The sequence below is a fragment of the Bradyrhizobium huanghuaihaiense genome, assembly GCF_007830635.1.
In the GTDB taxonomy this organism is placed as follows: domain Bacteria; phylum Pseudomonadota; class Alphaproteobacteria; order Rhizobiales; family Xanthobacteraceae; genus Bradyrhizobium; species Bradyrhizobium huanghuaihaiense.
This window is the reverse complement of the sequence record NZ_VLLA01000008.1, coordinates 23,814-50,797: the sequence shown is the minus strand read 5'-3', so window position 1 is coordinate 50,797 and position 26,984 is coordinate 23,814. Positions and strand designations below refer to the sequence as shown.

The window sequence follows — 26,984 nt, the reverse complement described above, 5'->3', positions numbered from 1 at the left end:
CGGCATCCGCAACGGGTAACCACACCGGCGGTCCACCCGTCCGGTGGCCCAAATTGTGGTAGAAGGGGCAATTGGGCTGCACGGCCCGTAGCGCCAGCGTCGATGGCGCAAGAGGATCCGGATGGCTGGGGCGAACGACAAGACACGGTTTCTGCGCGAGGGCCTGTTCGCCAAATACGTCGTCTCCCTCGTCGGCCTCGTCGTGTTCGTGCTGGCCGTCAACGGCGCGATGGAGACCTGGATCTCCTATCGCGCCACCAAGACGCAACTGACCGGCGGGCTGGAGGACAAGGCGCAGGCCGCCGCGCGGCGGATCGAACAGTCGATCTCCGAGCTCGAGCGCCAGATCAGCTGGGTGACGCGGGCGAGCCAGGACACGCTCGAGAAGCGCCGCGCCGATTACGCCTCGCTGCTGCACCAGGTCTCGGTCGTCAACCAGCTGTTCCAGCTCAACGGCGACGGCCGCGAGGTGCTGCGCGTCTCGCGGCAGTTGACCACGACCGGCGGCAATGCCGACCTCTCCCGCGACATGCGCTTCACCGACACCGTCGCGCGCGGCGTCAGCTACGCACCGGCCTGGTTTTCCGACCGGACGCCCTTCATGTCGATCTCGGTCGCGCATTCCGGTTTCAACGCCGGCGTCACGGTCGCCGAGATCGACCTCAGCTTCCTCTCCGACTTCCTGTCCGACGCCCAGGTCGGCAAAGCCGCCTTCGCCTATGTGGTCGACCCGCGCGGCCGCGTGCTGGCGACATCCGCCAGAGGTCCCGATGTCGGCAAGGATTTGTCGAAGCTGCCGCAGGTGGCGGCCGCGATTTCGCCCGGCGGCGCGCCCGAGACGTCGGGCACCGACTTCAACGGTCATGAGGTGCTGACGGCTGCGAGCACCGTGCCGAAGCTCGGCTGGAGCGTGATGTTCGAGCAGCCGACCACGCAGGCCCTGACGCCGATCCGCGACCAGCTGGTGCGCATCGCGCTTCTGATCGGCATGGGCCTCATGGTCGCGATCCTCGCCGGCACGCTGCTCGCACGCCGCATGATCATCCCGATCACCGCATTGCGCGACGGTGCGCACAAGCTCGGCGAAGGCGATTTCAGCCATCGCATCGACGTGCACACCTCCGACGAGCTGGAAGACCTCGCCGGCCAGTTCAACCGCATGGCCACGCAGCTCCAGGAGACCTATTCGAACCTGGAGACCAAGGTCGAGGAGCGCACCCGCGATCTCGCGCAGTCGAACCACGAGCTCAAGGTGCTGGAAGAGGTCGGCCGCGCGGTCTCCTCCTCGCTCGATCTCAACGCCGTGCTGCCGACCATCGCCGCGCGCGCGATCGAGATCACCCACGCCGATGCGGTGCTGATCTACGGCTACGACGCCGAGGCGCGCCGCTTCAACGTGGTGGAAGCGGGCGGCATCGACAGATCGGCCGAGGGCGCCCATGTCACCATCGACGAAGGCGACAACATCCTGAGCGATGCCGCCAGAAGCGGCGAGCCGATCGCGCTTGCCGATCTCGAGCAGGCGGCCGGGCAGCCGCTGCGCGATGCCGCGATCGCTGCCGGCTTCCACTCGGTGCTGGTGGTGCCGCTGGTCGACCAGCAGGGCACGCTCGGCGCGCTGGTGGTGCTGCGCCGCGCCGGTGGCGAGTTCGCCGGCAGCCTCATCGGACTGATGCGCACCTTCGCCAACCAGGCGGTGCTGGCGATGCGCAACGCGCGGCTGTTCACCGAGGTCGATCACAAGAGCCACGCGCTGGAAGCGGCGCACGAGACCGTGCGCGCCCAGGCCGACAAGCTGCGCGTGCAGACCGAGCAGCTCAAGGACTGGAACAAGTCGCTGGAGGAGCGCGTCAGGACCCAGCTCGGCGAGATCGAGCGCATCCGCAAGCTCGAGCGTTTCCTGGCGCCGCAGGTGGCGCAGCTGATCGCCTCCTCCGACAGCCCCGAGGGGCTGCTCACCAGCCAGCGCCGCGAGGTCACCGTGGTGTTCTGCGACCTGCGCGGCTTCACCGCGTTCACGGAAGCGACCGAGCCGGAAGAGGCGATGAATGTGCTGCGCGAATATCACGCGGCGCTCGGCAAGCTGATCTTCAAATACGAGGGCACGCTCGACAAATATGCCGGCGACGGCGTGATGATCCTGTTCAACGCGCCGATCCAGTTCGAGGACCACACCCAGCGCGCGGTGAAGATGGCGGTGGAGATGCGCGACACCATCGGCCCGCTGACCGAGCGCTGGCGCAACCGCGGCCACAGCCTCGGCTTCGGTATCGGCGTCGCGCTCGGCTACGCCACGCTCGGCCAGGTCGGCTTCGAGCAGCGGCTGGAATATGCCGCGATCGGCAGCGTCACCAACCTCGCCTCCCGCCTCTGCAGCGAGGCCAAGCCCAACCAGATCGTGGTCAGCCGCCGCGTCTACGGCATGGTCGAGCCCTGGGTCGAGGCCCGCGCCCTCGACGATCTCCAGCTCAAGGGCTTCAATCACCCGGTGCTGGCGATGGAGATTTTGTCCTGGCGCGAGGAAGTGGAGAACGTGGTGGATGCGTCGGCGGTGCGGCGGCGAGGGTAGCGGTCGCGACGACATCGTAGCCCGGATGGAGCGCAGCGAAATCCGGGGTCGTGCCACAAGCGACAGCGGTCCCGGATTGCGCTTCGCTCCATCCGGGCTACGAGACCAAACAAAAAGTCGAAAACAACCCCATGCACAGTAGACGGGGGCTGTGCGATCAATGACTTACGCGGGCGCCGACGCGGTTTGACACGTCGGGCAAAACACCGGCAGAATGGCGTCATCCCCCCCTCCCACGAACCCCAACGCCCCTCCCCGCGACTAACCATCGCCTCAACGGCGAGGCAGGCTTCGGATGGAGACGACCTGTGGCGTTTGCCTTGCCTTCGCGTGCGTATGATCTGCAGATGCTGGACCGGCCCGCCGACCGTGCGCGCGACCACGGCTGGGTTTATGGGCTGCCGCCGGGGATCACGAGCGAGCAATGGCCGCTCGATCCCGTCACCGGCTATCCGCTGATGCACGGCTTCACCCTTCTGCTTCCGGAGGATTATCGCGTGCATGGCGCGGACATCGTCGCGGTGTCGTTCTTTGCGACGCCGCCCGATCACAATGACGGCGGCGCGGTTGACGATCCCGAAATCCGCGACGCCGTGCTGGCGCGCACCCCGCATCCGCGGCTGTCGCGCATGACCGACATCCTCGACTACGAATATGCCGCGCTGCTGCTGACCAGAAGCGAATACGAGGGCGCACTTGCGACGCCGCCCGCGCCGCTCGCGCTGGCGACGGCGGAGCGGCCGCGCTGGCTCGATGTCGGCGGCGCCAGCGCCTTCTTCGAGGCTGCCGCGCCCTTCGCGCAGAAGATGTTCGCCGGCCCTCCGCGGGCCGATCTGGCAGAGAACCTCGGGATCGCCTTGATGCCGCGCGCGACCGATCCCAACGCCGGCAAGGCCCCGCAGGACCCGCACATCCCACGCAACCCGCCGAGCGATTATCAGTCCTACTACTACTTTGTCGGCGGCGTCCCGAGCTCTGAGAATTACCGCTTGCACGATTGGGCCAAGGACCACGCCCACAACCATCTCGGCGGCACCATGCGGCCGTGCCAGGCGGTGCCGGAGATGAGCCCGTTCTACATCGAGTTCGAGGAATATTTCGGCGGCTACAATTTCGGCACCGGCAACGCGCAGCTCGACTTCAAGGACATGAAGTTCGACTGGGCGTGCGGGTGATCACACCCCCCGCTTCGGCCCGATCGCCTCGAAGCCCGCCTTCTGCTCGTCGCTCAAGTCCGCCTCGAAATCGTCGAGCGCATCAGCGACGCCGTTCACTGCCTGCAGCATCCTCTCCAGCCGTGCCTTCACCTCGGTGAGGCGGCCTTGCGGCGTCTCGGCGGGCTTGGTCGGACAGGCGCTCAGCGTCTCCATGGTGCGCAGCGTGGTGTCCTGGAGCACGTCGAGGCGGGCGCGCGCGATCTCGTCGAGGCGAAGCGTGGTGGCCATATCCGCGACGGGCCATTGCTGCTGCACGAGCTGCTCATACTGGCGCTGCAGCTTCTCGTCATAGCGGGGATCGCTGTTCGGATCGCAGGCGCTCGCGGCCTGCGCATCCCTGGGCTGGCCTGCTGCGAGCGCGGCGCGGCGCTCCTTGGCCAACCCGTCGAGCTTTGCCTTCTGGCGCTCGTCGAGGAGCCCCTCGAATTTCGCGAGCGGTGGCGCGAGCGTATCCATCGCCTTGATCATGACCGCAAGACGATCGCGCATCAGACCGAGGCGCTCCGCTGCGGTCGCCGGCACCTCTGTCGGACAGGTCGCGCGAATGCTGTCACGGGCAGACTGCCAGGCGCTCACGAGCTCGTCGAGCGCGGTGCGCTGCAATTCGTTGGGGTGCACGGCGGCGGCCATGAGATCCGCGGGGAAGCCGGCGGGATCGCTGACATCGCAGATGTTCTGCGCCGACGGGATCTTGCGCGCGCGCCTGCCTTGCGGCGCGGTGTAGGCGGCGAGCTCGGTGGCCGCATAGGGCGAGAAGAGCGCGGCATAGATGTCGCCATAGCCGTAAAGCGAGATGCCGGTGGTGTCGGCGAAGATGACCGCGTTGGCGAGATCGTCATGTGCGAATGGCCAGAACACTGGGCCGGCCCAGCCATAGCTGCCGTCGGGATGACGCCACCAGCCCTGCGGGCGGCGGCCGCCGTGCCAGCCCGCGAGCGCGGCTTGCGCCGAGAGAGCCGCGCGGATGATGTAAGGATTGGAAGGCTGCCCGCGCTCGGCTCCGCGCGGATCCTGGGATCGCAACGCAGCGGAACGGTAGCGGCCACCGCGCACCGCCATGCGGGCGTGGCGCATGCGCGACATACCGATGACGTGACCGACCGCGAACCGCGCAACACCGAGCGGACCGCCGCGCAGCCCGAACTGCGCCTGCGCCGTATTCGGCAGCAGCACTGCCGCAATCAGGAGGGTCGCGCCAGCGAGCACCAGCCCCATGCGTCCCGACATGATCGCAGACCCGAGCGCTGACTTGGCCACGTCCTGGCCCTCCCTCCCGCACGACGCACGCAATGCGTCTCACCACGATGACGCGCAGGGGAACCAAAGGTTCCCGACATGCGACGATCAAACCGTCGCGGGAGAGAGAATGCCGATAGTCGCAGCGCTGGGGACCGCGCTCACTGCGGCTTTTGCGGCAACACGAACGTCTGGCCGGGATAGATCAGGTTCGGATTGTGGATCTTGTCGCGGTTGGCCTTGAAGATCACCGCGTAGCGGGCACCGTCGCCATAGGCCAGCCGGCTCAGCGCCCACAGGCTGTCGCCGCGGGAGATCACCCGGCTGCCGCCTGCCTCGGCCGGTGCGGTGCTGAGCGCGTCCGCCGGCGAGGCCGATGCGACTGTCGTGGCCGCCGGCACCCGCGCCATGGCTCTTGGCTTTGTCGCGCCCATCATCCTGGGCCGGACCGCGGAAGACGTTGACGCCAAATGCGGTGCGGCCGATGGCAGCGAGGCCACAACATCCGATTTGTCGTCCATCCTCTCGGCCTGCTTCGCAACCGGCGCAGGTCGCGCGGGCGGCGGCGCGATTTCCGCGATCGTCACCGGCATGGTCCGGCTGGACTGCGTGACGGTGCCATCGGGCGCCCTGGAACGCAGCGTCAGCTCGTAGCTGCCGGCGGGAAGCTGCGGCGGCGTCATGACGAACTGGCCCGACGCATCGGCGGTGACCGAATGAAGCGGCTGGCCGTCGCGCAATAGCTCGACCTTTGACCCCGGCGCGGCCTGGCCCGCGATCACCGCCGCCTCGCCATGATCGTCGACGCGGGCGACGTCGAAGCGGGGCCCGGCGTCGGTCGCGGAGGGCTGCGGCTTGACCGGCGCGAGATCGGCGAGCGCGGCCGTGACCTGCTTCTGGGTTTCGGCCACGGGCCCCGCCGGCTTCGGCGCTGCGGCCGGCGCCGGGGATGGCGCGGGCTGCGCGGCGGCGAGCTTCGGTTCTTCGGGCTTCGGCTCGACCTTGGTTGCGGCTTTGGGCTCAAGCTTGGTCTCCGCCTTGACTTCGGGCTTGGCGGCGACAGCGATCTCGGTGCCCGCTCCGCCCGGCAACAGGCGGCGCAGCTCGGCGGGACCGATCACAAGGACGGTGCCAACCACCGCGAGCAGGCAGAACGCAATGAGGGCCTTGGTTGCGGTCATCATCAGAAGTCGAATCCTTGCTGGCAAATCAGCCGATGACCGTAGCCTGCGCCGATTTGGTTACGGCAGCAAGTCGCCCGAAGGGATGATCGGCCATCGTTTCCGCCCGCTGCGGGTGAACCGGCGCGACCCCTTCGGCGTCAAATGAGCGAGGCCGCGCAGCGGCTATTTTTCAAGGATTTTTCCATGACTTCATCCTTTCGAACCGCGCCATGGCTGGCGCTCGCCCTGATGCTCGCCGCCTCCCCCGCGCTCGCCGCCTCCGGCCCGCCGCCGGGCTACGTCCTCACCGACAATAAGGACCTCGCCTTCACCTCGCCCGACGGCGCCACCAAGCTCGAGCAGTACATGAAGGACAGTGAAGACCTTTTCGGCGTCAAATGGCAGGTCTGGGCGCGGCGCGGCGACCAGATGACGGAGCTGAAGCCGGAGCAGGGCTATGGCGCCGGCTTCCGCTTCACCAGCGACTCGCAATGGCTGGTGCGGATGCAGAAGACCGGCTCGGGCTCGCAGGATCTCTTCCTCTACCATGTCGAGAACGGCGCCTTCGTGAACGCGACGAAGAAGTCGCTCAGCGATCTCGCCTGGGCCTACTTCCACAGCCGGCCCGACACGAAGAACATGAAGCTCGACTACCACATCTCGGCCAATCTCATGAAAGGCACGGAGGACGGCTATCGCTGGCTCGGCGTCGACTGGCCCAACAACCGCTACCTGCTGATCTCGCTGTCGGGCGAAATGGACAAGCATCCGAAGAACGTCGCCGTCAAAGGACTGGCCAACTGGCGCTGCCGCTACGACCTCAAGACCGGGACCTTCGACGTGCCCAAGATGTTCGCCAAGGAAAACGCGGCAGCGCTGGAGTGGGAGATCAGGCGGTAGGCGACTGGGATCGTAGGGTGGGTTAGCTGGCGGCTGCGCGAAGCGCAGTCGCAAGCGTAACCCACCACTTCTGCCGCCGCCGAGACTAAAGAGGTGGATTACGCTGCGCGCTAATCCACCTACGGTCTACCAGGGAACCAACCCCCTGATTCCACTCCGATTCATCTTTTCCTAACCCTCCATGGTAACGGGGTCTTGTCGGTTTTGCTGCATCTTGCATCCCACGGGAGGGCTGGATGGGCACATCGATCAGATGGACCGCGCGGATGCGTGCGCTGCTGCGCCGCTGGCGCGGGGCGCCGCTGACATGGCTGATCGCCGGCGGCTTCGTGCTGATGCTTGCGACCGGCATCGGCACCGCGCTCACCGTCGACCGCTTCCGGCAGAATGCGATCGAGAGCGGTCGCGACAGTCTCGAGAGCGCGGTGCGGCTGCTCGCCCGGCACTACGACCGTGAGTTCGCGGATTTCGCCGTGTTCCAGAAGAGCGTCATCGCCGAGCTCGAGAGCCATGGCATCGAGTCCGCCGACCTGTTCCGCAGCCAGATGAGCACTCTCGCCGTGCACGAAGCGCTGCGCGCAAAGGCCAGCGGCTGGACCGACGTCGCCGGCGCCAATGTGTTCGATTCAGAGGGTGTGCTGATCAATTCGTCGCGGCGCTGGCCGGTCGCCGACGTCACGGTCGCCGACCGCGGCTATTTCAAGCGGCTCAAGAACGATCCGATCGCGCAGGAAGAGATCGAGGTCGTTCCCGGCCGGCTCGGCAACGGCCCTGCCATCGTGTTCGCGCGGCGCGTCTCCAGCCCGCGCGGCGAGTTCCTCGGCATCGTCACGCGCGCGATTGCGCCCGACCAGCTCGAATCCTTCTTTGCCTCGACCGGGCTCGGCGAGGAATCCTCGATCGCGATGCACCACCAGAACGGACAGCTGCTCGCGCGCATCCCGCATGTCGACGCCATGATCGGGCAGAATTTTCGCCAGGGCACGCCGGAGCAGATGGCGGTGTTCGAGCGCACCTTCGTCACGAGGCAGCTCGCGAGCCCGATCGACGGCAAGGACCGCATCGTCGCCTCGCGCCTTTTGACCGGCGAGCCGCTGGTCGTGGTCGCCACCAAATCGCTGGACGCGACGCTCGCCACCTGGCGCACGCAGACGAAATTCTTCGTCGCCGTCGCCGTGACGTCGATCGGACTGCTGGTGCTGACGCTGTTCCTGATCTTCCGCCAGATGACGCAAAGGCTCTCGGTCGAGAAGCAGCGGCTCGACACCGCGATGAACACCATGACGCAGGGCCTCTTGATGTTCGACCAGGACGAGCGGCTGATCGTCTGCAACCGGCGCTACATCGAGATGTATGGCCTCTCTGCCGACATCGTGAAGCCCGGCGCCCATTTCCGCGACGTGATCCAGCACCGCCATGACACCGGCTCCTTCGACGGCGACGTCGATGCCTATTGCGACGGCATCCTGGGCAGCGTCGAGCAGACCCACAGGACGATCGTGGAGACGGGTGGCGGCCGCCTGATCGAGATCAAGAATCAGCCCGGCGCCGCCGGCGGCTGGCTCGCCACGCATGACGACGTCACCGAGCGCATCCGCGCCGACGAACGCATCGCACATATGGCGCATTACGACGCGCTGACCGACCTGCCCAACCGCGTACTGATGCGCAGCCATCTGGAGCGCCGCGTCGCGGAGCTTGCCGAGGGCAGGCCGTTCGCAATCCTCTATATCGACGTCGACGAGTTCAAGGGCGTCAACGATTCGCTGGGACACGAGGTCGGCGACGAGCTGCTGCGCCAGGTCGCCAGCCGCCTGCGCGCCTGCGTCAGCGGCAACGATCTCGTCGCGCGGTTAGGGGGCGACGAATTCGCCATCGTCAAGGCCGGCACCAACGATCAGGCCGAGTTGACGAGGCTGGCGGACACGATCCTGTCGGCGTTGCGCGCGCCCGTGAGCTGCAAGGGCCAGGAAGTCTTGACCGACGCCAGCATCGGCGTCGCGATCGCGCCGGAGCACGGCGACAATCTCGACGACCTGCTCAAACGCGCCGATCTCGCGATGTACGCGGCGAAATCGGAAGGACGCGGCACCTTCCGCATCTTCGTGCCCGAATACGACGCCAAGGCGCGGCAGCGGCGCCAGCTCGAGCTCGATCTGCGCCAGGCGCTCGCGCGCGGCGAGTTCGAGGTGCATTACCAGCCGCTGGTCGATCTCGCCGCCAATGTCGTCACCGGCTGCGAGGCGCTTTTGCGCTGGCGCCATCCCGAGCGCGGCATGGTCTCGCCGGCGGATTTCATTCCGGTCGCGGAGGACACCGGCCTGATCGGCGAGATCGGCGAATGGGTGCTGAAGCAGGCCTGCAATGAGGCTGCGAGCTGGCCGGGCAATATCCACATCGCCGTCAACGTTTCACCGGTGCAGTTCCGGTCGCGGTCACTGGCGTTGAAGGTCGCTGCGGCGCTTGCGGACTCAGGTCTCGCTCCCGGACGGCTCGAGCTCGAGATCACCGAGACCGTCCTCATTCGCGACGACGAGGAGGCGCTGACGATCCTGCAGCAACTGCGCGAGCTCGGCGTACGCATCGCGCTCGACGATTTCGGCACCGGCTATTCGTCGCTGAGCTATCTGCACCGCTTCCCCTTCGACAAGATCAAGATCGACCGCAGCTTCATCAGCGACATCGGCGAGCCCGAGGATTCCTCGCCGATCGTGCAGGCCGTGGTGCACATGGCCGCCGCCCGCCACATGGCGACGACGGCGGAAGGCGTCGAGACCGAGGCCCAGCGCGAGGTGCTGCGTCAGCTCGGCTGCAGCCAGATGCAGGGCTGGCTGTTCAGCCCGGCCGTGCCGGCGGCGAAGCTGAAGCAGCTTCTCTCGGCGCAGGCGGCTGCCTAGATCGGCAATGTTGTTCGGGCACGACGAGATTTCGAAGAAAATCCTGTAGTGCCTGAAACGATCGGCCGGCCCCGGCCCCGAAATAGCACCGAGCAAACACAGCAGAGAGCCCGACGCGTCGACATCCCTCGTTACCCCCTTGCGCACAGTTACGTGCACAGCTCATCGAGAGCCACAACTTGAAGTCACGAGGCAGGTCAAGGTTCTTGATCTTGGTCAATGTCGGCGCAACCGGCGAGCCTTCTCATGCAAAAGGGGGACGACAGCATAGGAGCAAAACGATGAAGCAGACGGCTTTCAGAAATTTTGCAATTGCAACTGCGACTATCGCTTTTGCGGCACTGTTCACCGTCGACTGGTCTGAACAGCGCGGGCTTTCGCTCTCAGTCGAGAGTGCGCAAGCGAGGCGACTCTATGTCAGCCCGTATCCCTATAATCAGTACATACCCGATCAGACCGGTCTCCCCTGGTACGCAGTGCGGGCCTACTACGCTGGCGGCCCCTGGTGTGGCGTCGGCGGCAGGACCGGATACGGCACGGCCGTTGGAGTCTTTGGACGTGCTTCCCATACCTGCTACGACGGTTGGGATAGCTATGCGAAGCTCAACGGTATTGGTTGCACGCCCGGCACGTTGATCAAGGGCGGTGACGGAATCATGTACGTCTGCCAGTAAGCACGCGAACCACAAGGAGAGGCGGCACGATCGCCGCCTCTTTCATCTTGAGAGCGCTGTCCATTCTCGCCGTCAAGGGCTCGGTTGGCTCGACCCGCACCATCGAAGAAAACGCGTTGGTCGCGTCAAAGTCTCTGCCTCATCCGAGCTCGCAAGCCCCCTCGTCCATCCTTGATCTAGCGCAATGCTCACCCCGGTGGGGAGGCAGCATCATTTCAGCATGGGGCAAGCCAGTCATGGAGCAAGTTCATGAGACAGATGCATCTGACAAAACTTGCAATCGCGGGCTCAACTGTCGCATGCGCGGCGCTGTTCTCGTTCAGCTGGTCTGAACAACGCGGCATCTCTTTGTCGGTGGAGAGTGCCCAAGCACGGGTCGGTCGACCGCTGACCCCAATGAGCGTCGCAGGTGTTGCTCGCCGGCAAGACCGGCGGGCTGCATATGGGTATGGAGCCGGGGTCGTCGGCGCTGGCGTCGCCGGCGCGGCCGCCGTGGGCACGGCTGCTGCCGTGGCGGCCACATCCCCCAACTGGGGATGGGGAAGCGGCCCTTACACAGGCGCCGGCAGCTATGGAGTTACGGGCGTGAGTCCCTACAGAGGTGGGACTTCCTCCTATGGTGGAGGCTTGGGAGCTAATGCCTACTATGGTGGAGGCCTGGGAGCTAATGCCTACTATCCTGCGTCCACAGCCAGCGCCAGCACTGGCTGGTACATAACGCCCACCGGCATGGCCTGCACATCGGGGACTTTGGTCACAGGCGCCAACGGCATGCCGTTCCGCTGCCCGTAAGACACAGACGAAAGTGGGTACAGGGGACATGGACTTCGGCCCGGAGGCGGTCCACGCGGCCGCCTCCAGATCAAACTCTTTCTGACCCCTGCATGCGGACTGATGCTGCCTTCGAAGGGCGCCAACCTTGCTCTGCATGATTTCAAGAGGAGAGTGACGATGATCAGGTTATTTGCTGTTGCCGGTTTTGCGCTGGCCATCGCGACATCGACGCAGGCAATGCCACTCGCACCGATTCAGTCGGACGACCTCATCACGCAAGTCGCCGCCGGCTGCGGACCGGGCAGGACGATGGTCAATGGTGTGTGCGTAGCCAGAACCACAATCCGTCAAACCCGCCGGGACGTCCGCAGGTGCGTGCGATGGAATGCAGGCGTTTGCGCGCTGTATCAGTGAACCACCATCGCGCAGGCATCTGATCGGCCTCCCGCAATTCAAACGCGAGAAAACGTAGTTCGCCGCGCCTGCTACGCGTCGGAAGAGCGAACACTCGCGAAGCTACGCAGGCGTCACCTGTTACCGCAGCTTCCCTTTCGGACAATGGTGCGAGCAGCAATTTCAAGCTCCAAATTAGCGGCTGACCTCTCGAGCAAGTGTGCGCCCGTAGGTCGGCTTGGGGGCTCCAGCTCAGTAAAGGTGAGTCATGCTTGTCCGGGGATGGCGACAATTGTGTTCCCTGCGGGGTGTGCGCCCGCGCATCAGTGTGCGCGCGTGGCTCACGGCGATTCACAAACCCTGTTCGTCAAATGAGTATTCTCTTGATCCGCTCACATCCCCGATCGTCATGGGTTGGATGAAGGGCAGCTTGCATCCGCCCACGAACGATTGGCGCGGCGTCAAGGCCGTTTCGTTCCTCAAGACAGCGACCAGTCTTGATGGAGAGGCGATGCTGTAAGCCCGTCGTGCCTGAAATCTGCGGCCTTGGTAGTTCGGACGAACGCGGCCTCTCGCGCCTTTGGCTATGCGCTTCCGGCGAGACTGACGATGTGAACACTGACGCTGCCGCGGGTTGCCGCCACGTTGGTCGGCTACAGCACTTTGAATGCGGCCTGGGGATGTCGTCCCTGGCAAAAGGGGACATCTCCAGGCCTAAAGTTGGTTAGCCGCGCAGGTTCAGATCATCACGCGGCGCGTATGAATCAACATCCTGCTTCAGTCTTCATCCTCGGCCTGCGCACGACGTCGCTCCACGACATCGCTCATGTCGTGAAGGACAAGGACCGCGAGGGCCCCCATGCGCTGCCTCTGTTCAGGATTGAGGGTCTTGTAGAGTGGCTGCCACGCCTCGGCGAGTTTATCCAAATCGGCTGATCGTTGAGCCAATGCCTCCGAGCGTCGTTGCAGGAAGGCGATGGGATCACGGTTACGTATCGTTTCGACGGCATTCTGGTCGGCCCGCCGACCCACTGTTTCCGAGATTTTTGCAACACGGGCCCTCCGATCTTCCGCTCTGGCACGAATGGCGCTCTCGACAGGCGGCCAGAGCTTTTCCTGGTCAGGGGTCAGCTGCAATGCGGCCTTGGTCAAATCGATCCGCATGTCCATCAGTGTATTCCGGTCCACTGCGTTGAGCCGTTCTGACGTCGCAGGGGACGGAGCTTGCGCGCTGGCAATCGACGGTGCGGCAAGAACGAGTGCGGCTGTTCCGATCACGATTATTTTCATCATCGGCGACCTCCTAGGTGAGTAGCCCCCAGGCACCACGCTAACAATGGTCGGCAAGGCGATGTCACATTGATTCAAATCAAGGGACTTGGAGAAGGAATTGTGGGGCGCAGGCCGAGCAAGACCTGCGGCATGTCCGTTCTTGCGCCACCATTCTCCACCTGTAATTGCGCGACGACGACCGACCCCTGTCCGCAAAATAGGATCAAACGCTGCGGATCGTAGTTATCGCTCCGCTGAACCGGCCGGAACCGCGGCCGGCGAGCGTCAGCCAGCATCACATCACACACATCGCAGGCGACTTGCGCCTGCGTTGTTGCGCGCGTGCGCGGATCGAGCGAGGCGAGATGGCGATCGTGACCTTCAGGATGATTCCTCTGCTGGCGGCTATCGCCATGATCGGCCTGTCGGCGGAGGCCCGCGACGACGGTCGCTACGCGAATTCTCCGCTCAAGGGCTGGTTCGAGAGCCTGAAAAGCAAAGCTGGAGGTCCGTGCTGCGCCGACGCCGACGGCACCGCGCTGGATGAGGTCGACTGGGACACGCTGGACGGACACTATCGCGTTCGCCTTCTCGGCGAGTGGATCACCGTGCCCGACGATGCCGTGATCAAGGAGCCGAACCGCGCCGGTCGCACTTTCGTGTGGCCCTACTACGTCAACGGCCGCGCCATGATCCGCTGCTTCATGCCGGGCAGCATGACGTGAGATCCTATCTCGCATGCCGCGGGCCATTCGTGGCGTTCATGGCGCACCGACGATTGCGGTGAGGTGACCTCACGATAAATCCGCGCTAGCTTCCCCTTGCAAGAACAAGAGGAAGCGCCAATCGTGTACGACTACATCATCGTCGGCGGCGGCTCGGCGGGGTCCGTGCTGGCCCACCGGCTCTCCGCGAAGAGTGCCAACAAGGTCCTGCTCTGCGAGGCCGGACAGGACACACCACCCGGCAACGAGCCGGCCGAGATCAGGGACAGCTATCCGGGCACCGCCTATTTCGATCCGCGCTTCCACTGGACCGAGCTCAAGGTCACGACGCAGGTCGTCAGCCACAACAATCCGAACGAAGCGCGTCCGCCCTTGCGCAAGTACGAGCAGGCGCGCGTGCTGGGCGGCGGATCATCGATCAACGGCCAGATGGCCAATCGCGGCGCGCCGACCGATTACGATGAGTGGGACGCGCGGGGCGCCGAGGGCTGGGCGTGGAACGACGTGCTGCCCTTCTTCAGGAAGGTCGAGCGCGATCTCGATTTCGACGGGCCTTATCACGGCAAGGACGGCCGCATTCCGGTGCGCAGAATTCCGAGGGAGCACTGGACGCGGCATTCGCAGGCGTTCGCCGACGCCTTCCAGCAGGCCGGGCATCCATTCGTGGCCGACCAGAACGGCGAGTTCGTCGACGGCTATTTCCCGGTGACGCATTCCAACCAGGCCGAGCAACGCGTCTCGGCCGCGATGGGCTATCTCGATCGCGACACGCGTCAGCGCGCCAACCTCACCATCTCCACCAACACGCAGGTGCGGGGGCTGCTGTTCGAAGGCACGCAATGCGTCGGCGTGAAGGCCGTGGTCGACGGGCGGGAGCAGGAATTCCGCGGACGCGAGATCATTCTCTCCAGCGGCGCGATTCATTCGCCGGCGCATCTCTTGCGAGCCGGCATCGGCCCGGTCGGCCATCTCAAGGATTTGGGCATTCCCGTGCTGACGGGCTTGCCGGGTGTCGGCCAGCGCCTGATGGACCATCCCTCGATCTCGCTGTCGTCCTTCGTCCGCCGCGGCGCGCGCATGAACGAGCACACCAGGCGACACATGCAGCTCGGCCTGCGCTATTCGTCGGGCCTCGCCGGCGTACCGAAGGGCGACATGTTCGTTGTCCTGCTCAGCAAATCCGCCTGGCATGCGGTCGGCGAGCAGATCGGCTCGCTGCTGACCTTCGTCAACAAGACCTATTCGGAGACCGGACAGGTCAAGCTTGCCTCGCGTGACCCCACAGCCGAACCGATCGTCGAGTTCAATCTCTTGTCTGATCGGCGCGATCTCGATCGCCTGATGGACGGCTTCCGCAAGATGGCCGCCATTCAGATGAGCGACATCGTGAAGAAGGTGACGGACAAGCCGTTCCCGGCCGCCTACACCGACAAGGTCCGCAAGATCGGCGTGGTCAACACCAAGAACAGGATCCTGACCAAGATCGCCGCAACGCTGATGGACGGGCCGGCGGCACTGCGTCACTATCTGATCGACAATTTCGTGGTCGAAGGCTTTACCTTCGACCAGGTGATGAACGATGACGAGGCGCTGGAAGCCTTCGTGCGCAAGGCGACCATCGGCGTCTGGCACGCCTCCTGCTCATGCCGCATGGGCCGCGCCGACGATCCGATGGCGGTGGTCGACAACCAGGGCCGCGTCAAGGGCATCCAGGGATTGCGCGTCGTCGACGCCTCGATCTTCCCGGTGGTGCCGTGCGCCAACACCAATTTCCCGGTGCTGATGACGGCGGAGAAGATCGCTGCGGCGATGGTGCAGTGATTGGCTCTCGTGTCCCGGGCGCAGCGCAGCGTGTAACGATGCGCTGCTGAACCGGGACCCAGAATGCTTCGGCATGGGCCCCGGCTCTGCAGCGCATCACTTCGTGCTGCGCAGCGTCCGGGGCACGAGACCGTCGGAAACTACGCCGCCCGGAGATCCCCGACGAAGCGGTCGACGTCGCGCTTGAGATCATCCGACAGGCGCGCCAGCATTTTTGCGGAATCCAGCACCTCGCCGGCGGCAGCGCCCGTCTGGCCGGCGGCTTGCGAGACGCCGGAGATGTGGCGCGAGACCTCGTTGGTGCCTTGCGAAGCCTGCTGCACGTTGCGCGCGATCTCGCGCGTCGCAGCGCCCTGCTGCTCGACGGCCGCCGCGATCGCGGCTGCGATCTCGTTGACCCGCTGGATGGTGGAGCCGATCGACCGGATCGCGGTCACCGAGGATTGGGTCGCGCCCTGGATCGCGGCAACCTGGCCGGTGATCTCCTCGGTCGCCTTCGCGGTCTGCGTGGCGAGGTTCTTCACTTCGGATGCGACCACCGCAAAGCCGCGGCCGGCTTCGCCGGCGCGTGCGGCCTCGATGGTGGCGTTGAGCGCGAGCAGATTGGTCTGCTCGGCAATGCCGGTGATCAGCGCGACGACGTCGCCGATGCGCTGCGCGGCATCGGCCAGCGCCTGCACCTCGCCATTGGTGCGGTCGGCTTCGGCCGAAGCGGCACCGGCAATGCTGGAGGATTCGGCGACCTGACGGCTGATCTCGCTGATCGAGGCCGAGAGCTCCTCGGTGGCGGCGGCAACCGTCTGAACGTTTGAGGACGCATCGCTCGAGAGGCTTGCGACCGAGGCGGCCTTGGACGAGCCCTGCTCGGCGGTCGACGACATCGACTGCGCGGTGGCGTTCAGCTCGCCTGAGGCCGAGGCGAGCGTGTGCAGCGATTCCGTCACGGTCTTCTCGAACTGTTCGATCAGCCGTTCGACGGCGAGCTGCCGCCGCTCCTTCTTCGCCTGCTCGGCGGCCTGTTCCTCGGCGAGGCGGTCGCCGGTCATCATGTTCTCCCTGAACACGGCCACCGCGCGCGACATCTCCCCGATCTCGTCGCCGCGCTCGATGCCGGCGAGCTCGATCGCATAGTCGCGTTCGGCGAGGCGGCGCATCGCCTGCGTCATCTTGCGGATCGGCGTGCTGACGCGGCGGTTGACGAGGATGAAGCCGAACACTGTGATGGCGAGCGCAACCAGCATCATGCCGCCGTTGAGCGCGAGACTCCATTTCGCCGATGTCATCTGCTGCCCGGCGCGGGCGACCATCTCGGCGAGCGCGGCTTGCCCGGCCTCGACGCTGGAATTGAGGATGGCGGTATTGAGCTTCGACAGATCCTCGATCTTGATGTCGATGGTCTGGTTGTTGCTCAGCGCCTTGATGAAGCCCTGCTGGCGCTCGGCCATGGCCGCGGCCTCGCCCTGCTTCGAGCGCGCGATGACGTCGGTGAGGCTTGCCGGCGCATCGGCGCGCGCGGCTGCATCGAGCACCTGGCTCCAGGCTTGTTTGGCGCGGCCGGTATCCTCGGCGGCGCCGACCATGTCGGCAGCACTCCAGGGCTTGCCGCTCGCGGCCGCAGCTTCCAGGCGGATGGCGACGAGGCCGCCGAAATTGCGTGCGGCCCAGGCCGACTGCTTCACGGCGAGCAGATGATCGACCACGGGATCGGTGAGCTTGAGCGCGTTCTCGAGCTCGGCGGTCAGGGCCAGAATGCCGTCGAGATAGTCCTGCGCGGCCTTGCGGAATTCGTCGCCGACCTTCGGATCACGCTCCGCCTTGGTCTGGTGAATGGCGGCCTCCGCCTTGGGCCGGAGCGGCACGAGCGCGTCATGGATCGCAACGAGCTTGCCGAGCGCAGCGGCGAGGCGCGGATCGGCCACGCCATCGAGACGCTCGAGCACGCTTTTGTAGGCGGCTTCCGACAACTGCCGGTTGGTGGCGATGCGGTTATCGGCGTTGGCATTGGCCGGCGCGTCCGCGACCAGCGCCGACAGGAAGGTGCCGCGTTCGAGCCGGAAGCCGAGCAGGGTCGCAAACAGCTGCTGGTCCGTGCTGGCGAAACGCTCGACCTTCTGCGCGGCGCCGTTGCGCTCAATAGCCCCCAACAAACCGGTCGCGAGCTGCCCGACCAGGAACAGGCCGAGGACGCCGATGATGGCGCCGAGAACGGAACGAATGGAGGGATTGCCGAACAATGCCATTGGGAGCGCCGGGCCTCTGCGGAAAAGATGCAGAAAAATACCGGTCGCCCCCTAAGAATTGGTTCACCAAATGCGCTCCCTGCCCACAGGGGGCGAGCCGGCCAAGACCAAGCTACGGAGACCGAGCTACGGAAATGAAAGCCTGAAGCGGGACCGGCTCATTTCATCTGCTTGGCGGCACGGATCTCGGCGAACTCGGCGTCGGGATGCGTGACGATGGTCGTGAACATGATGCCGCTGATGATGATCGACCAGGCGGTGTCCCAATAAATCCAAAACACGTGCCACCCTCCGTTTTGGTGTCCTTCGCCTGCGGGATCAGGGTAACGACAAGGCGAGGCTGCCGTTCCTGACGCGCGTTCAGCGCGGGCGAGGCGCTATTTGGATTTGGTCGGCGGGGGGCTGCGATCGGTTTCACCGGTGTGGCGCTTTGCCACGACATCCTCGTCACGCGGGCCTTCGTGTGGGCGCGGCGGCAGCCTGGGCTGGCCGGCCTGACCGCCGTGCTTGCCGCCCATGTCGGGCTTGCCTTCGAGATCGTTTTCGCGGGGCATATCGGTTAATGCCTGTGCGCGGCATTGGTTCGCTTGCGCCCGCGCTGTTCTCGCCTGTGAACGAGTTCATAGAAGCGTCGCCCGTTGCAGTGCACGATGTACCCGCGTGCGTCGCCGCATGCATTTGACGACGGGACTTGCCCAGAGGGGACTTGCTCAGAGGGGACTTGCTCAGAGGGAAATTGGCCTGATGCGAAAACGACTGGTCGCCTGGACGCTTCTGACCTGCACCCTGCTCGCGGTCGCGGTGTGGACCGTGCTCGGGCCGCCGGACCGCCCGGCCGGCCCGCATCTGCCCTCCCGCAATTTGACGGCGGCGGTGCGATAGCCACACCCGTGCGACCGATACAATTTCGGTATCGATCAATCTCAATTGGAATTTGGTGCGGCAACCGGCTGCCCGCTATCCTCTCCGGCAAAACGACAACACCTGGTCCCGAGGAGAACGCCCATGTCGAGTCCGACCCGCCGCATCGCAGCCAGAGCACCCCGCGCTGCGGTCGCCACCACTCTCACCTTTCTTGCCCTCACCTTGGGAGCCCGTGCCGGCATGGCCGAGACCTTCGCCTATGTCGGCAACGCCGACAGCAACGACATCAGCGTGTTCAAGCTGGCCGAGAACGGCGAGATGACACCGGTGCAGACCGCCGCTTTCACCGGTGTGGAGAAGCCGGGCTCCTCGACGCCGCTCGCGATCACGCCCGACCACCGCGTGCTGATTGCCGGCGTCCGCTCGCAGCCATTCCAGGCGGTGAGCTTCTCGATCGACCAAAAGACGGGCCAGCTCAGCCATATTGGCAACGGACCGCTCGCCGACAGCATGGCCAACATCGCCACCGACCGCGGCGGCAAGGTGCTGTTCAGCGCCTCCTATGGCGGCAACAAGGTTGCGGTGAATCCGCTCGGAGCGAACGGCGTGGTGGCCGCGCCGACCCAGGTGATCCCGACCGGGCTGAACGCACACGCCTTCCTGCCCTCGCCCGACAACCGCTTCGTGTTCGCAACCAATCTCGGCTCCGACCAGGTGCTGAGCTTTGCGTTCGAGCCCACTACCGGTGCGCTCACGCCGAGCGATCCCCCCGTCTACAAGGTGCCGGAAAAATCGGGGCCGCGGCACTTCGTATTCCACCCCAACGGCAAGTTCGTCTATCTCCTCCACGAGCTGAACGGCGATGTCGCCGCGTTCAACTATGAGGCCAAGAGCGGCGCATGGGACGAGATCCAGCGCACCACCGCTCTGCCTGAAGGCTTCACTGGAAAACCCTGGGCCGCCGACATCCACATCACGCCTGACGGGCGCTTCCTCTACGCCTCCGAGCGCACCACCAACACGATCGCCGCCTACAAGGTCGATGCGGCCACCGGCAAGCTGACCACGATCGGCAGCGTACCGACCGAGAAGCAGCCGCGCGGCTTCAACATCGATCCCAGCGGGCGCTACCTTGCCGCGGTCGGCGAGCTCTCCGACGGCATGACGGTCTATGCGATCGACCAGTCGAGCGGCGCGCTGGCGAAGCTGAAGTCCTACCCCACCGGCAAGAAGCCGAACTGGGTGGAGTTTTTGAGCCTGCCGTGAGGGGCTGCGACCGACCTACGTAATCATCCGTAATTTCGGAAGCCCCGGCATTGCCATCATATGGCGGTCATGGACCGCCATATCCTCTTCAAGTGCCCGCAGACCGGCATGAACGTGCAGCATCGGCTCGGCGACGCGCCAGCCGAGGGCACGCACGTGTCCGTCCCCTGCCCGGCCTGCACGCGGTTGCACCTGATCGACCGTTCCACCGGCAGGCTGCTCGGCGATCGCCGGAGCTGAGCCGTCCCCTTTGGCCCCGTGGGGCCGGCCCGGTCGGCAGCGAACCTGTTTCCCAATTCCGCGACTAATCAAGGACTTGCCGCGCCAGCCCGGGCGGCGTGGCATCCCGCTCTGGGACAACGCTGCCGTAGTCCGGGCTCCCGCCATCTGCTATCGGTTGGAGGCATCGCCCCCGTGGAATTTCCAATGCGTCATTTGCCCCGCTCCGTCGTTCGAAGCCTGTTTCCCGCCGCCATCGCCGGAGTATTCGTCCTCGGCGTGCAAGGCGCGCCTGCCGCCGATGACGACACGCCCAAGGGGCCGGCGGTCACGGTGCTCAAGGTCGCGAAATCCTGCTTCTCCGACATCGTCGAGGCCACCGGCACCATCATCGCGCGCGAGGAAACCTCGGTGCGGCCCGAACGCCCAGGCCTGAAGGTGACCGAGGTGCTGGCGGAAGCCGGCGATACCACCACGGCCGGCCAGGTGCTGGCCCGCCTCGCGCTGCCCGAAGGCGGCACGCTTCAGGTCACGGCGCCCGTGGCGGGCGTGATCGCGACCTCCACGGCGCAGATCGGCAATCTCGCCTCGGCCAAGGGCGAGGCGCTGTTCACCATCGTAGCGCGCAGCGAATACGATCTCGTCGGCCTGGTCGCGACCACCGACATGCGCAAGCTAGCCGTCAATCAGCCCGCGACCGTGCGTATCGCTGGCGCCGGCGACCTCGAGGGCAAGGTGCGCCGCATCGGGCCGACCGTCGAGCCGAACATCCAGCAAGGCATGGTCTATATCGGCATCTCCTCGCAGAAGCGGCTGCTGCTGAACGCGAGCGGACGCGCGCTGATCAAGACCGGCCAGAGCTGCAACGTCGCAGTCCCCCTCACCGCCGTGCAATATTCGTCCGCGGGCACCGTAGTGCAGGTGATCCGCCGCAACCGCGTCGAGACCAAGCGCGTCGAGATCGGGTTGATGTCGGGCGGCAATATCGAGGTCCGCGACGGCCTCAATGAAGGCGACGTCGTCGTCGCCCGCGCCGGCGCGCTCTTGCGCGAAGGCGACCCCGTGCGCCCGGCGATGGCGAGCGCGGAAGCGGGGAAGTAGCAGCCACGATCGTCATTGCGAGCGAAGCGACGAAGCAATCCAGAGTCTTTCCACGGAAAGATTCTGGATTGCTTCGCTACGCTCGCAATGACGGTGTGGAGGCAGACGTGCGCCAAGGCACGGCTATCGTAGGGTGGGCAAAGCGACTTGTCCGCCATAGCTCGAAGAGCGGCGGCGGAAGCGTGCCCACGTCTTCTATCGAAATCCTGGAAAGATCGTGGGCACGGCGCTTTGCGCCTTTGCCCACCCTACGAGAGCTACGGTTGCCGAGAAAAACTAGCCGCCGGCCTGGTCGAACTGCACGTCTTCGAGCAGCGAGGACGAAACGGTCGGGACCTGGCCGCCTTCGGAGGCGCGGGAGATGGCGACGCGGGTCTTGTTGAAGACGGCTTCTGCGCTGCCGCTCTGAGCATTGAGATTGCCGAGCAGCTCGCCGACCAGCACGCTGTGCTCGCCCTTGCCGTCGTCGACGACCTTGCCGGGCGAGGCCGAGGAGAGGATCAGCGCATTGTCGGGCGCGCTGATCGGCGCGAGGCCGTGGCTGTAGGAACGGAAGCGGCGCTCGTAGGGGTTACGGCGGGAGGCGTCGACGACGACGAGCTTGGCCTTGGCGCCCTGCTCCTTCATCATCTCGAGCACGCCCTCGATCGAGACGCCGTGGCGGCGGACGTCGCTTTCCTTCCAGATCACGGCATCGACCGGCAGCATGTAGCTCTCGCGGCCCGCCTGCACGCCGAAGCCGCCGAAGAACAGCATGACGACGGTGTCGCGCTTGATCCGGGACTTCAGGCGATTGACGGCGCGCACCATGTCGTCCTTGGTCGCGTCTTCCACCATGTCGACGTCAAAGCCGCTCTTGCGCAGCGACGAGGACAGCGCGCGGGCGTCGTTGATCGACTGCGTCAGCGGCGCGCTGGCGTCGGGATAATGTCCATTGCCGATGACGAGCGCGAGGCGCGAGGTCTGGCCGATCGAGCCGGTGATCTGGTCGGTGGTAACGGCCTTGGCGGCATCGAGCGCACGCATGTTGAGGGCAGCATGCGCGCCGATCACCAGCGAGACCGTGCCGATGAGGGCTGCGGCCACCGCGATGGTGCGTCGGGAAATGTCGAGCTGCCTTACATTCATCTCGGTTCATTCCTGTCAGTGCCAAAGACCAGCCAAGCGCGCGCACACTGTTTGAGTAGCGCGATAGCGTCTTTAGGTTTGAGGGATTGGCCGGGGGAGTGCCCCCGAATTGCGCGCAATTTGCGGCGCCGCACCAAACAAACCCTTAACCGGATATCGCCCCCCGAGCAATAGATCGTCCAAAATTTGAACTAAGTCACTGAAGTTATTGGTTAATTCTCCAGGCCGATTTTCTCGATTTGTGGCATCCCCGTAAGCACCCGGGGACTGATCATGCAGGCTCCGTGCCGGTTAATTCCGTGACATCAGTCACGTTTGTTTTTCCTGCGAATCCGGGTAGTTTTTCAAAGACTTGCAGGGGGCGGCGGGCGGTCGGGTGCGCGCGCTCGCCGCTTCCGCGCAAGGCCCCGCGACCAGGTATTTCATGAGCTTTCATTATTTTGCCGGCGCCGCCTGCCGGGCGCTGACGGCGCGGAAGGACGGCCCCTCGCTTTATGAGGTCTGCGATCCCGTGCTGGCGGCCAGCGCCAGCGGCGATCCGCACCTGGCAAAGTTCTACAAGACCGCGCTCGGCAATCCCGCATTGCGGATGCTGCTGCGGCGGGCCGGACTGCCCGAGCTGCGCGACGCGGCGAAGCTGACCCGGCTGCGCGAGGCCCTCGCCCGCGCCCGCGATGATGCCGAGCCGGATTGGGCGGCGGTCGGCCAGCCCGTGGCCGATCTCGTCGACAGTATCGCGCTCGACCACCCGAAGCCGCCGCCGGCGATGTTCACCGGCACCATGCCGCAGACCGCAGAGATCGACGGCGTGATCCGCGACTGCGCGCAGCATCTGCTCGGCTCGTACCGCCGGAACGGCTTCCTGCCGACCTACGCCGCCTTCAACCTGATCGGCGACCCTGATGTCCGCGGCCGTGAGCTGATCATGGCGCTGACGGGACTGAATGCGCGCGGCTACAAGAACTCCTCGCTGCTGTTCAACCTCGCGCGCGTCTTCATCGCGCGCTCGCACGCGCGGGCCGTAGTCAATCCGCCCTGGAAAGGCATCGCCGAGCCGATGTGGGAGCCGGTGCAGATCCGCCACCGCTCGGCCTATTACGATGCGTTCTTCATCGAGGCGCTGCTCGGCTATGTCGAGACCGGGCTCGCCTCGCCAGCGGACAAGACGGCGGCGGAGCGCGCCATCGCCGACATGGTCGATTTCTGCGTCAATATCAGCCGCGAAGAGGTCGAGGGCACGGACGGTGCGCGCTTCAACGTCATCACGGCGCTGGCGCCGGCGCCGCATCCGCGCTTCTCCCGCTTCTTTGCCCAGATCAAGCAGGAACTCGGCTTCGGCATCTATGTGCCGGATTGCGACACCACGGCGTGCTCGATCTCGGCGGCGACGCAGGCCGGCTGCCTTGATGCGATCATCGACCAGCCGCTGCTCGACTTCTACAGCGGCTATCAGGTGCGTGCCGGCGTCAACGCGCCGCGCGTCACCGTGCCGCTCAATGACAACATCGACTATGAAGGCGGCGTCGCCACCTGGATCGACAATCTCAAGGGCGAGCGGCCCTATGGCAACGATCTCGATCCGACGCTCAATCTCGACATTCTCGAGGTGAGTTTTCGCAATCTGACGCGCTGGAAGATCCTGGAAACACCGGCGCGGCTCGCGACCGTGCATCGGATCATCGGCTTCCAGAAGCGGCTCGCCGCCAGCGGCGCCTTCGGCAATCCGCGCTCGCACATCTATTATCTGCCGGAGCTCTACAGCGCCTATTTCGGCCGCTGTTATGCTGCGTTCCTTGCGCTGCCGCTGGCGGCGCAGGCGGCGATCGATCCCGACGGCGATTTCGATTTCATCCGTCACCGCGTGCTCTCCTACGTCAAGGGCGAGCTGATGGCCGCGGAGATGAACGTGTTCGACGCCGCGCTGGCGCTGATCGCGCTCGGCCATCTCGGCGCCGACCCGCGTGCCTTTGCGCCGGCACTGAACGTCATCATCGCAAGCCTCGGCGAAGGCGGCCGCCGCGGCCCGTTCCGCGCCTATGAATGGAACAAGATGAAGACGCCGACACGGATCCTGGTCGGCGGCCCGGAGGTGACCTCGGCGTTTGTGCTGATGGGACTGGCGGTGGCGAAGCGGGCGATGGCGCGGGGGTGACTCGGTCTCGTGCCCCGGACGCAGCGCAGCGCTTCTTCAGCGGTGCGCTGCTGAGCCGGGGCCCATGCCAAGACCGACGCTCGCAACTTTCTGGGTCCCGGCTCTGCGGAGCGGCGTTACACGCCGCACCGCGTCCGGGACACGAGACCTCCCACAATGACAGGAAGTTGAAAGCCCAACTGTTAGGCATAAGCTGGCCGAGTGGCCAAAAGCCGACCACAATCGCGCGGCTTATCGAGATTGTCCTGAACACCCGGACCGGCATGTTGCGAAAATTCCTGATTGCGCTGTCCCTGCTCGTCCCGTCGCTCGCCCAGGCCGCCGACATCACCGGCACGGCAAAGGTCCGCGACGGCGATTCCATCGTGATCGGCAACACGCGGATCCGGCTCGGCGGCATCGACGCGCCGTCGTCCGACCAGCTCTGTCTCAACACCAAGAGCGAGCGCTGGACCTGCGGCGTGGCCGCGCGCGAGGAGCTCGCCAAGTACACGGAAGGCAAGACCTGGGTCTGCCACACCCGCGCGATCGACCGGCGCGGCCGCACCGTGGCGCGCTGCGAGGTCGGCGGCGAGGACATCCAGAAATGGCTGGTGCGCAACGGCTGGGCACTGGCCTACACCCGCGTCTCCAAGGACTACGAGCCCGACGAGGCTGCGGCACGCGAGGCCAAGGCCGGCATGTGGCAGGGCGCCTTCATCGCGCCCTGGGACTGGCGCGTGCGCAACAAGAAGACCGCCATCCTGGGCGCCACCAAGCCGCCGGACGGCGCGCATGCCGTGCTGCTGGCCTCGGCCTCGGGGCCGGTCGCGCCCTCGCCCGACTGCACCATCAAGGGCAACGTCAACACCGCCGGCGAGTGCATCTATCACCAGCCGACCAGCCGCTGGTACACCCAGATCAAGATGAAGATCAGCAAGGGCACCCGCTGGTTCTGCTCGGTGGAGGAAGCGGAAGCCGCCGGCTGCCGCGAGACCAAGAGATAACCCAGTTCAGACCTGCGTTTTCCGGGCTTTTCTTGGCTCCCAGCGCCACGTAAAAGTGTGAATCAGCGATACCATCCTGTTCTCAAGCAACAAGGACCGACAGCAATGACCGTTCGCGCGGGCCGGGAATTTCTGGCCATCCCCGGGCCCACCACGATGCCCGACGAGGTGCTGCGGGCGATGCATCGTCCGGCGATCGACATCTACTCCAAAGAGATGCACGAGCTGACCGATACGCTGCTCGCAGACATCTCGAAGCTGTTTGCGACCAAGGGCAAGTCCTACATCTACATCGCCAACGGTCACGGCGCCTGGGAAGCGGCGCTGAGCAACGTGCTGTCGCGCGGCGACAAGGTGCTGGTGCTGGAGAGCGGTCGCTTCGCGATCGGCTGGGGCAATGCCGCAGCGCTGATGGGCGCCGAGGTCGAGGTGCTCAAGGGCGACTGGCGCCGCGCGGTGCGGCCGCACGAGGTCGAGGAACGCCTGCGCCGCGACAAGGAGCACAAGATCAAGGCCGTCGTCGTCGTGCAGGTCGACACGGCCTCCGGCGTGCAGAACGACATCGAGGCGATCGGCAAGGCGATCAAGGCGAGCGGCCATCCCGCGCTGTATATGGTCGACACCGTCGCCTCGCTCGGCTGCATGCCGTTCGAGATGGACAAATGGGGCGTGGACGTCGCGATGTCCGGCTCGCAGAAGGGCCTGATGACGCCGCCCGGCCTCGGCTTCGTCGCGGCGAATGCGCGCGCGCTCGAGATGCAGAAGAAGGCCAATCTGTCGACGCCCTATTGGAGCTGGAGCGAGCGCGAGGGCACCGAGAACTATCGCAAATATGCCGGCACCGCGCCCGTGCATCTGCTGTTCGCACTGCGCAAGGCGATCGACATGCTGCACGAGGAGGGGCTGGAAAACGCCTTCCGCCGCCACAGCCTGCTCGGCGAAGCCGCGCGCCGCGCGGTTGCGATGTGGTCGGAAGGCCAGGTGCTCGGCTTCAACGTTGCGGAGGCGAGTGAGCGCTCCAACACCGTGACCACGGTGACCATGAACAACGGCCATGATCCGGCGGTGCTGCAACGCTATTGCAAGGACAAGTGCGGAGTCGTGCTCGGCACCGGCATCGGCGACCTCTCCGGACAAGCCTTCCGCATCGCCCATATGGGCCATGTGAACGCGCCGATGCTGCTCGGCACGTTAGGGGTGATCGAGATCGGCCTCAACGCGCTGAAGATCCCGCATGGCAAGGGCGGGCTCGAGGCGGCGGTGTCGTATCTCGGTGAAGAGGTAGCGGCGTAGCAGCCGCCGCTGTCGTCCCGGCGAAGGCCGGGACCCATACCGCGTGATCCATCAGTGACGCATGGTGTGCGTACCACGAGAAGACCCTTTAACC

Annotated in this window: 21 protein-coding genes; 14 read left to right on the top strand and 7 right to left on the bottom strand. The window is 65.5% G+C overall.

What is annotated here, in order from left to right:
- The first annotated feature begins 121 nt into the window (after window positions 1–121).
- Both IQ16_RS17875 and IQ16_RS17870 read left to right on the top strand, forming a co-directional pair.
- Window positions 122–2,569 carry an adenylate/guanylate cyclase domain-containing protein gene (locus IQ16_RS17875; protein WP_018645899.1) on the top strand — a complete coding sequence of 816 codons (2,448 nt, stop codon included), beginning with the start codon at window positions 122–124 and terminating at the stop codon, window positions 2,567–2,569.
- A 347-nt stretch (window positions 2,570–2,916) separates the two neighbouring features.
- Entirely contained in the window at window positions 2,917–3,744 is an 828-nt protein-coding gene (locus tag IQ16_RS17870) for a hypothetical protein (protein ID WP_244635733.1), read from the top strand.
- On the opposite strand, the gene IQ16_RS17865 is transcribed toward IQ16_RS17870, so the two are convergent.
- Together IQ16_RS17865 and IQ16_RS17860 are read right to left on the bottom strand one after the other, a co-directional pair.
- Window positions 3,745–5,013 carry a Spy/CpxP family protein refolding chaperone gene (locus IQ16_RS17865; protein WP_035667361.1) on the bottom strand — a complete coding sequence of 423 codons (1,269 nt, stop codon included), beginning with the start codon at window positions 5,011–5,013 and terminating at the stop codon, window positions 3,745–3,747. It lies immediately after the preceding gene.
- Window positions 5,014–5,183: 170 nt separating this feature from the next.
- Window positions 5,184–6,206, bottom strand: a complete 1,023-nt coding sequence (locus IQ16_RS17860) for a LysM peptidoglycan-binding domain-containing protein (protein ID WP_018645902.1) — start codon at window positions 6,204–6,206, stop codon at window positions 5,184–5,186.
- Between the two features lie 183 nt (window positions 6,207–6,389).
- Here IQ16_RS17860 and IQ16_RS45660 point away from each other — a divergent pair, with 183 nt between their 5' ends.
- The 3 genes from IQ16_RS45660 (at window position 6,390) to IQ16_RS17845 (ending at window position 10,656) form a co-directional block, all read left to right on the top strand.
- Window positions 6,390–7,085 carry a hypothetical protein gene (locus tag IQ16_RS45660; RefSeq protein WP_026312450.1) on the top strand — a complete coding sequence of 232 codons (696 nt, stop codon included), beginning with the start codon at window positions 6,390–6,392 and terminating at the stop codon, window positions 7,083–7,085.
- Window positions 7,086–7,321: 236 nt separating this feature from the next.
- Complete coding sequence (locus tag IQ16_RS17850; protein ID WP_018645904.1) at window positions 7,322–9,982, top strand: bifunctional diguanylate cyclase/phosphodiesterase; 2,661 nt, start codon at window positions 7,322–7,324, stop codon at window positions 9,980–9,982.
- 281 nt (window positions 9,983–10,263) lie between these two features.
- Window positions 10,264–10,656, top strand: a complete 393-nt coding sequence (locus IQ16_RS17845; RefSeq protein ID WP_020608022.1) for a hypothetical protein — start codon at window positions 10,264–10,266, stop codon at window positions 10,654–10,656.
- 1,944 nt (window positions 10,657–12,600) lie between these two features.
- On the opposite strand, the gene IQ16_RS17830 is transcribed toward IQ16_RS17845, so the two are convergent.
- Window positions 12,601–13,116 carry a Spy/CpxP family protein refolding chaperone gene (locus IQ16_RS17830; protein WP_018645909.1) on the bottom strand — a complete coding sequence of 172 codons (516 nt, stop codon included), beginning with the start codon at window positions 13,114–13,116 and terminating at the stop codon, window positions 12,601–12,603.
- Between the two features lie 344 nt (window positions 13,117–13,460).
- Between IQ16_RS17830 and IQ16_RS17825 the strand changes: the two genes are divergently transcribed.
- Window positions 13,461–13,820 (top strand): hypothetical protein, encoded by a 360-nt coding sequence (locus tag IQ16_RS17825; protein ID WP_018645910.1) that lies wholly within the window; start codon window positions 13,461–13,463, stop codon window positions 13,818–13,820.
- Window positions 13,821–13,943: 123 nt separating this feature from the next.
- On the top strand, window positions 13,944–15,641 hold the full coding sequence (locus IQ16_RS17820) for a GMC family oxidoreductase (protein WP_018645911.1): 1,698 nt from the start codon (window positions 13,944–13,946) through the stop codon (window positions 15,639–15,641).
- 140 nt (window positions 15,642–15,781) lie between these two features.
- Here the strand turns inward: IQ16_RS17820 and IQ16_RS17815 are convergent, their stop codons facing one another.
- From IQ16_RS17815 to IQ16_RS45145, 3 genes are all read right to left on the bottom strand, one after another.
- The gene (locus IQ16_RS17815; protein WP_018645912.1) at window positions 15,782–17,881 is read right to left on the bottom strand and encodes a methyl-accepting chemotaxis protein; all 2,100 of its coding nucleotides are present in this window, start codon (window positions 17,879–17,881) and stop codon (window positions 15,782–15,784) included.
- Window positions 17,882–18,039: 158 nt separating this feature from the next.
- Window positions 18,040–18,162 (bottom strand): hypothetical protein, encoded by a 123-nt coding sequence (locus IQ16_RS47305; protein ID WP_018645913.1) that lies wholly within the window; start codon window positions 18,160–18,162, stop codon window positions 18,040–18,042.
- 96 nt (window positions 18,163–18,258) lie between these two features.
- Window positions 18,259–18,435: a hypothetical protein gene (locus IQ16_RS45145; RefSeq protein WP_018645914.1), complete on the bottom strand. Its 177-nt coding sequence runs from the start codon at window positions 18,433–18,435 to the stop codon at window positions 18,259–18,261.
- 190 nt (window positions 18,436–18,625) lie between these two features.
- Here IQ16_RS45145 and IQ16_RS46315 point away from each other — a divergent pair, with 190 nt between their 5' ends.
- From IQ16_RS46315 to IQ16_RS17795, 4 genes are all read left to right on the top strand, one after another.
- A complete protein-coding gene (locus IQ16_RS46315; RefSeq protein WP_018645915.1) occupies window positions 18,626–18,763 on the top strand; it encodes a hypothetical protein in 138 nt (45 codons plus the stop codon).
- 123 nt (window positions 18,764–18,886) lie between these two features.
- The gene (locus tag IQ16_RS17805; protein WP_018645916.1) at window positions 18,887–20,011 is read left to right on the top strand and encodes a lactonase family protein; all 1,125 of its coding nucleotides are present in this window, start codon (window positions 18,887–18,889) and stop codon (window positions 20,009–20,011) included.
- A 60-nt stretch (window positions 20,012–20,071) separates the two neighbouring features.
- Window positions 20,072–20,251 (top strand): hypothetical protein, encoded by a 180-nt coding sequence (locus tag IQ16_RS17800; RefSeq protein ID WP_018645917.1) that lies wholly within the window; start codon window positions 20,072–20,074, stop codon window positions 20,249–20,251.
- Between the two features lie 186 nt (window positions 20,252–20,437).
- Window positions 20,438–21,331 (top strand): efflux RND transporter periplasmic adaptor subunit, encoded by an 894-nt coding sequence (locus tag IQ16_RS17795; RefSeq protein WP_020608023.1) that lies wholly within the window; start codon window positions 20,438–20,440, stop codon window positions 21,329–21,331.
- A gap of 276 nt (window positions 21,332–21,607) precedes the next feature.
- Here IQ16_RS17795 and IQ16_RS17790 read toward each other — a convergent pair whose 3' ends face one another.
- Window positions 21,608–22,459: a caspase family protein gene (locus IQ16_RS17790; protein ID WP_018645919.1), complete on the bottom strand. Its 852-nt coding sequence runs from the start codon at window positions 22,457–22,459 to the stop codon at window positions 21,608–21,610.
- A gap of 424 nt (window positions 22,460–22,883) precedes the next feature.
- Between IQ16_RS17790 and IQ16_RS17785 the strand changes: the two genes are divergently transcribed.
- From IQ16_RS17785 to IQ16_RS17775, 3 genes are all read left to right on the top strand, one after another.
- On the top strand, window positions 22,884–24,611 hold the full coding sequence (locus IQ16_RS17785; protein WP_026312452.1) for a hypothetical protein: 1,728 nt from the start codon (window positions 22,884–22,886) through the stop codon (window positions 24,609–24,611).
- Between the two features lie 263 nt (window positions 24,612–24,874).
- The gene (locus tag IQ16_RS17780; protein ID WP_018645921.1) at window positions 24,875–25,597 is read left to right on the top strand and encodes a thermonuclease family protein; all 723 of its coding nucleotides are present in this window, start codon (window positions 24,875–24,877) and stop codon (window positions 25,595–25,597) included.
- 105 nt (window positions 25,598–25,702) lie between these two features.
- Window positions 25,703–26,890 (top strand): pyridoxal-phosphate-dependent aminotransferase family protein, encoded by a 1,188-nt coding sequence (locus IQ16_RS17775; protein WP_018645922.1) that lies wholly within the window; start codon window positions 25,703–25,705, stop codon window positions 26,888–26,890.
- Window positions 26,891–26,984 lie beyond the last annotated feature (94 nt).

Bases quoted from the DNA above. Each gene is read 5' to 3' on its own strand.
- IQ16_RS17805 (WP_018645916.1), top strand. From the start codon at position 18,887: ATGTCGAGTCCGACCCGCCGCATCGCAGCCAGAGCACCCCGCGCTGCG.
- IQ16_RS17865 (WP_035667361.1), bottom strand. From the start codon at position 5,013: ATGTCGGGACGCATGGGGCTGGTGCTCGCTGGCGCGACCCTCCTGATT.
- IQ16_RS46315 (WP_018645915.1), top strand. From the start codon at position 18,626: ATGCGAAAACGACTGGTCGCCTGGACGCTTCTGACCTGCACCCTGCTC.
- IQ16_RS45145 (WP_018645914.1), bottom strand. From the start codon at position 18,435: ATGCCCCGCGAAAACGATCTCGAAGGCAAGCCCGACATGGGCGGCAAG.
- IQ16_RS17785 (WP_026312452.1), top strand. From the start codon at position 22,884: ATGAGCTTTCATTATTTTGCCGGCGCCGCCTGCCGGGCGCTGACGGCG.
- IQ16_RS17775 (WP_018645922.1), top strand. From the start codon at position 25,703: ATGACCGTTCGCGCGGGCCGGGAATTTCTGGCCATCCCCGGGCCCACC.
- IQ16_RS17870 (WP_244635733.1), top strand. From the start codon at position 2,917: ATGCTGGACCGGCCCGCCGACCGTGCGCGCGACCACGGCTGGGTTTAT.
- IQ16_RS45660 (WP_026312450.1), top strand. From the start codon at position 6,390: ATGACTTCATCCTTTCGAACCGCGCCATGGCTGGCGCTCGCCCTGATG.
- IQ16_RS17795 (WP_020608023.1), top strand. From the start codon at position 20,438: ATGCGTCATTTGCCCCGCTCCGTCGTTCGAAGCCTGTTTCCCGCCGCC.
- IQ16_RS17850 (WP_018645904.1), top strand. From the start codon at position 7,322: ATGGGCACATCGATCAGATGGACCGCGCGGATGCGTGCGCTGCTGCGC.
- IQ16_RS17800 (WP_018645917.1), top strand. From the start codon at position 20,072: ATGGCGGTCATGGACCGCCATATCCTCTTCAAGTGCCCGCAGACCGGC.
- IQ16_RS17790 (WP_018645919.1), bottom strand. From the start codon at position 22,459: ATGAATGTAAGGCAGCTCGACATTTCCCGACGCACCATCGCGGTGGCC.
- IQ16_RS17845 (WP_020608022.1), top strand. From the start codon at position 10,264: ATGAAGCAGACGGCTTTCAGAAATTTTGCAATTGCAACTGCGACTATC.
- IQ16_RS17860 (WP_018645902.1), bottom strand. From the start codon at position 6,206: ATGATGACCGCAACCAAGGCCCTCATTGCGTTCTGCCTGCTCGCGGTG.
- IQ16_RS17875 (WP_018645899.1), top strand. From the start codon at position 122: ATGGCTGGGGCGAACGACAAGACACGGTTTCTGCGCGAGGGCCTGTTC.
- IQ16_RS17830 (WP_018645909.1), bottom strand. From the start codon at position 13,116: ATGATGAAAATAATCGTGATCGGAACAGCCGCACTCGTTCTTGCCGCA.
- IQ16_RS17780 (WP_018645921.1), top strand. From the start codon at position 24,875: ATGTTGCGAAAATTCCTGATTGCGCTGTCCCTGCTCGTCCCGTCGCTC.
- IQ16_RS17825 (WP_018645910.1), top strand. From the start codon at position 13,461: ATGGCGATCGTGACCTTCAGGATGATTCCTCTGCTGGCGGCTATCGCC.
- IQ16_RS17815 (WP_018645912.1), bottom strand. From the start codon at position 17,881: ATGGCATTGTTCGGCAATCCCTCCATTCGTTCCGTTCTCGGCGCCATC.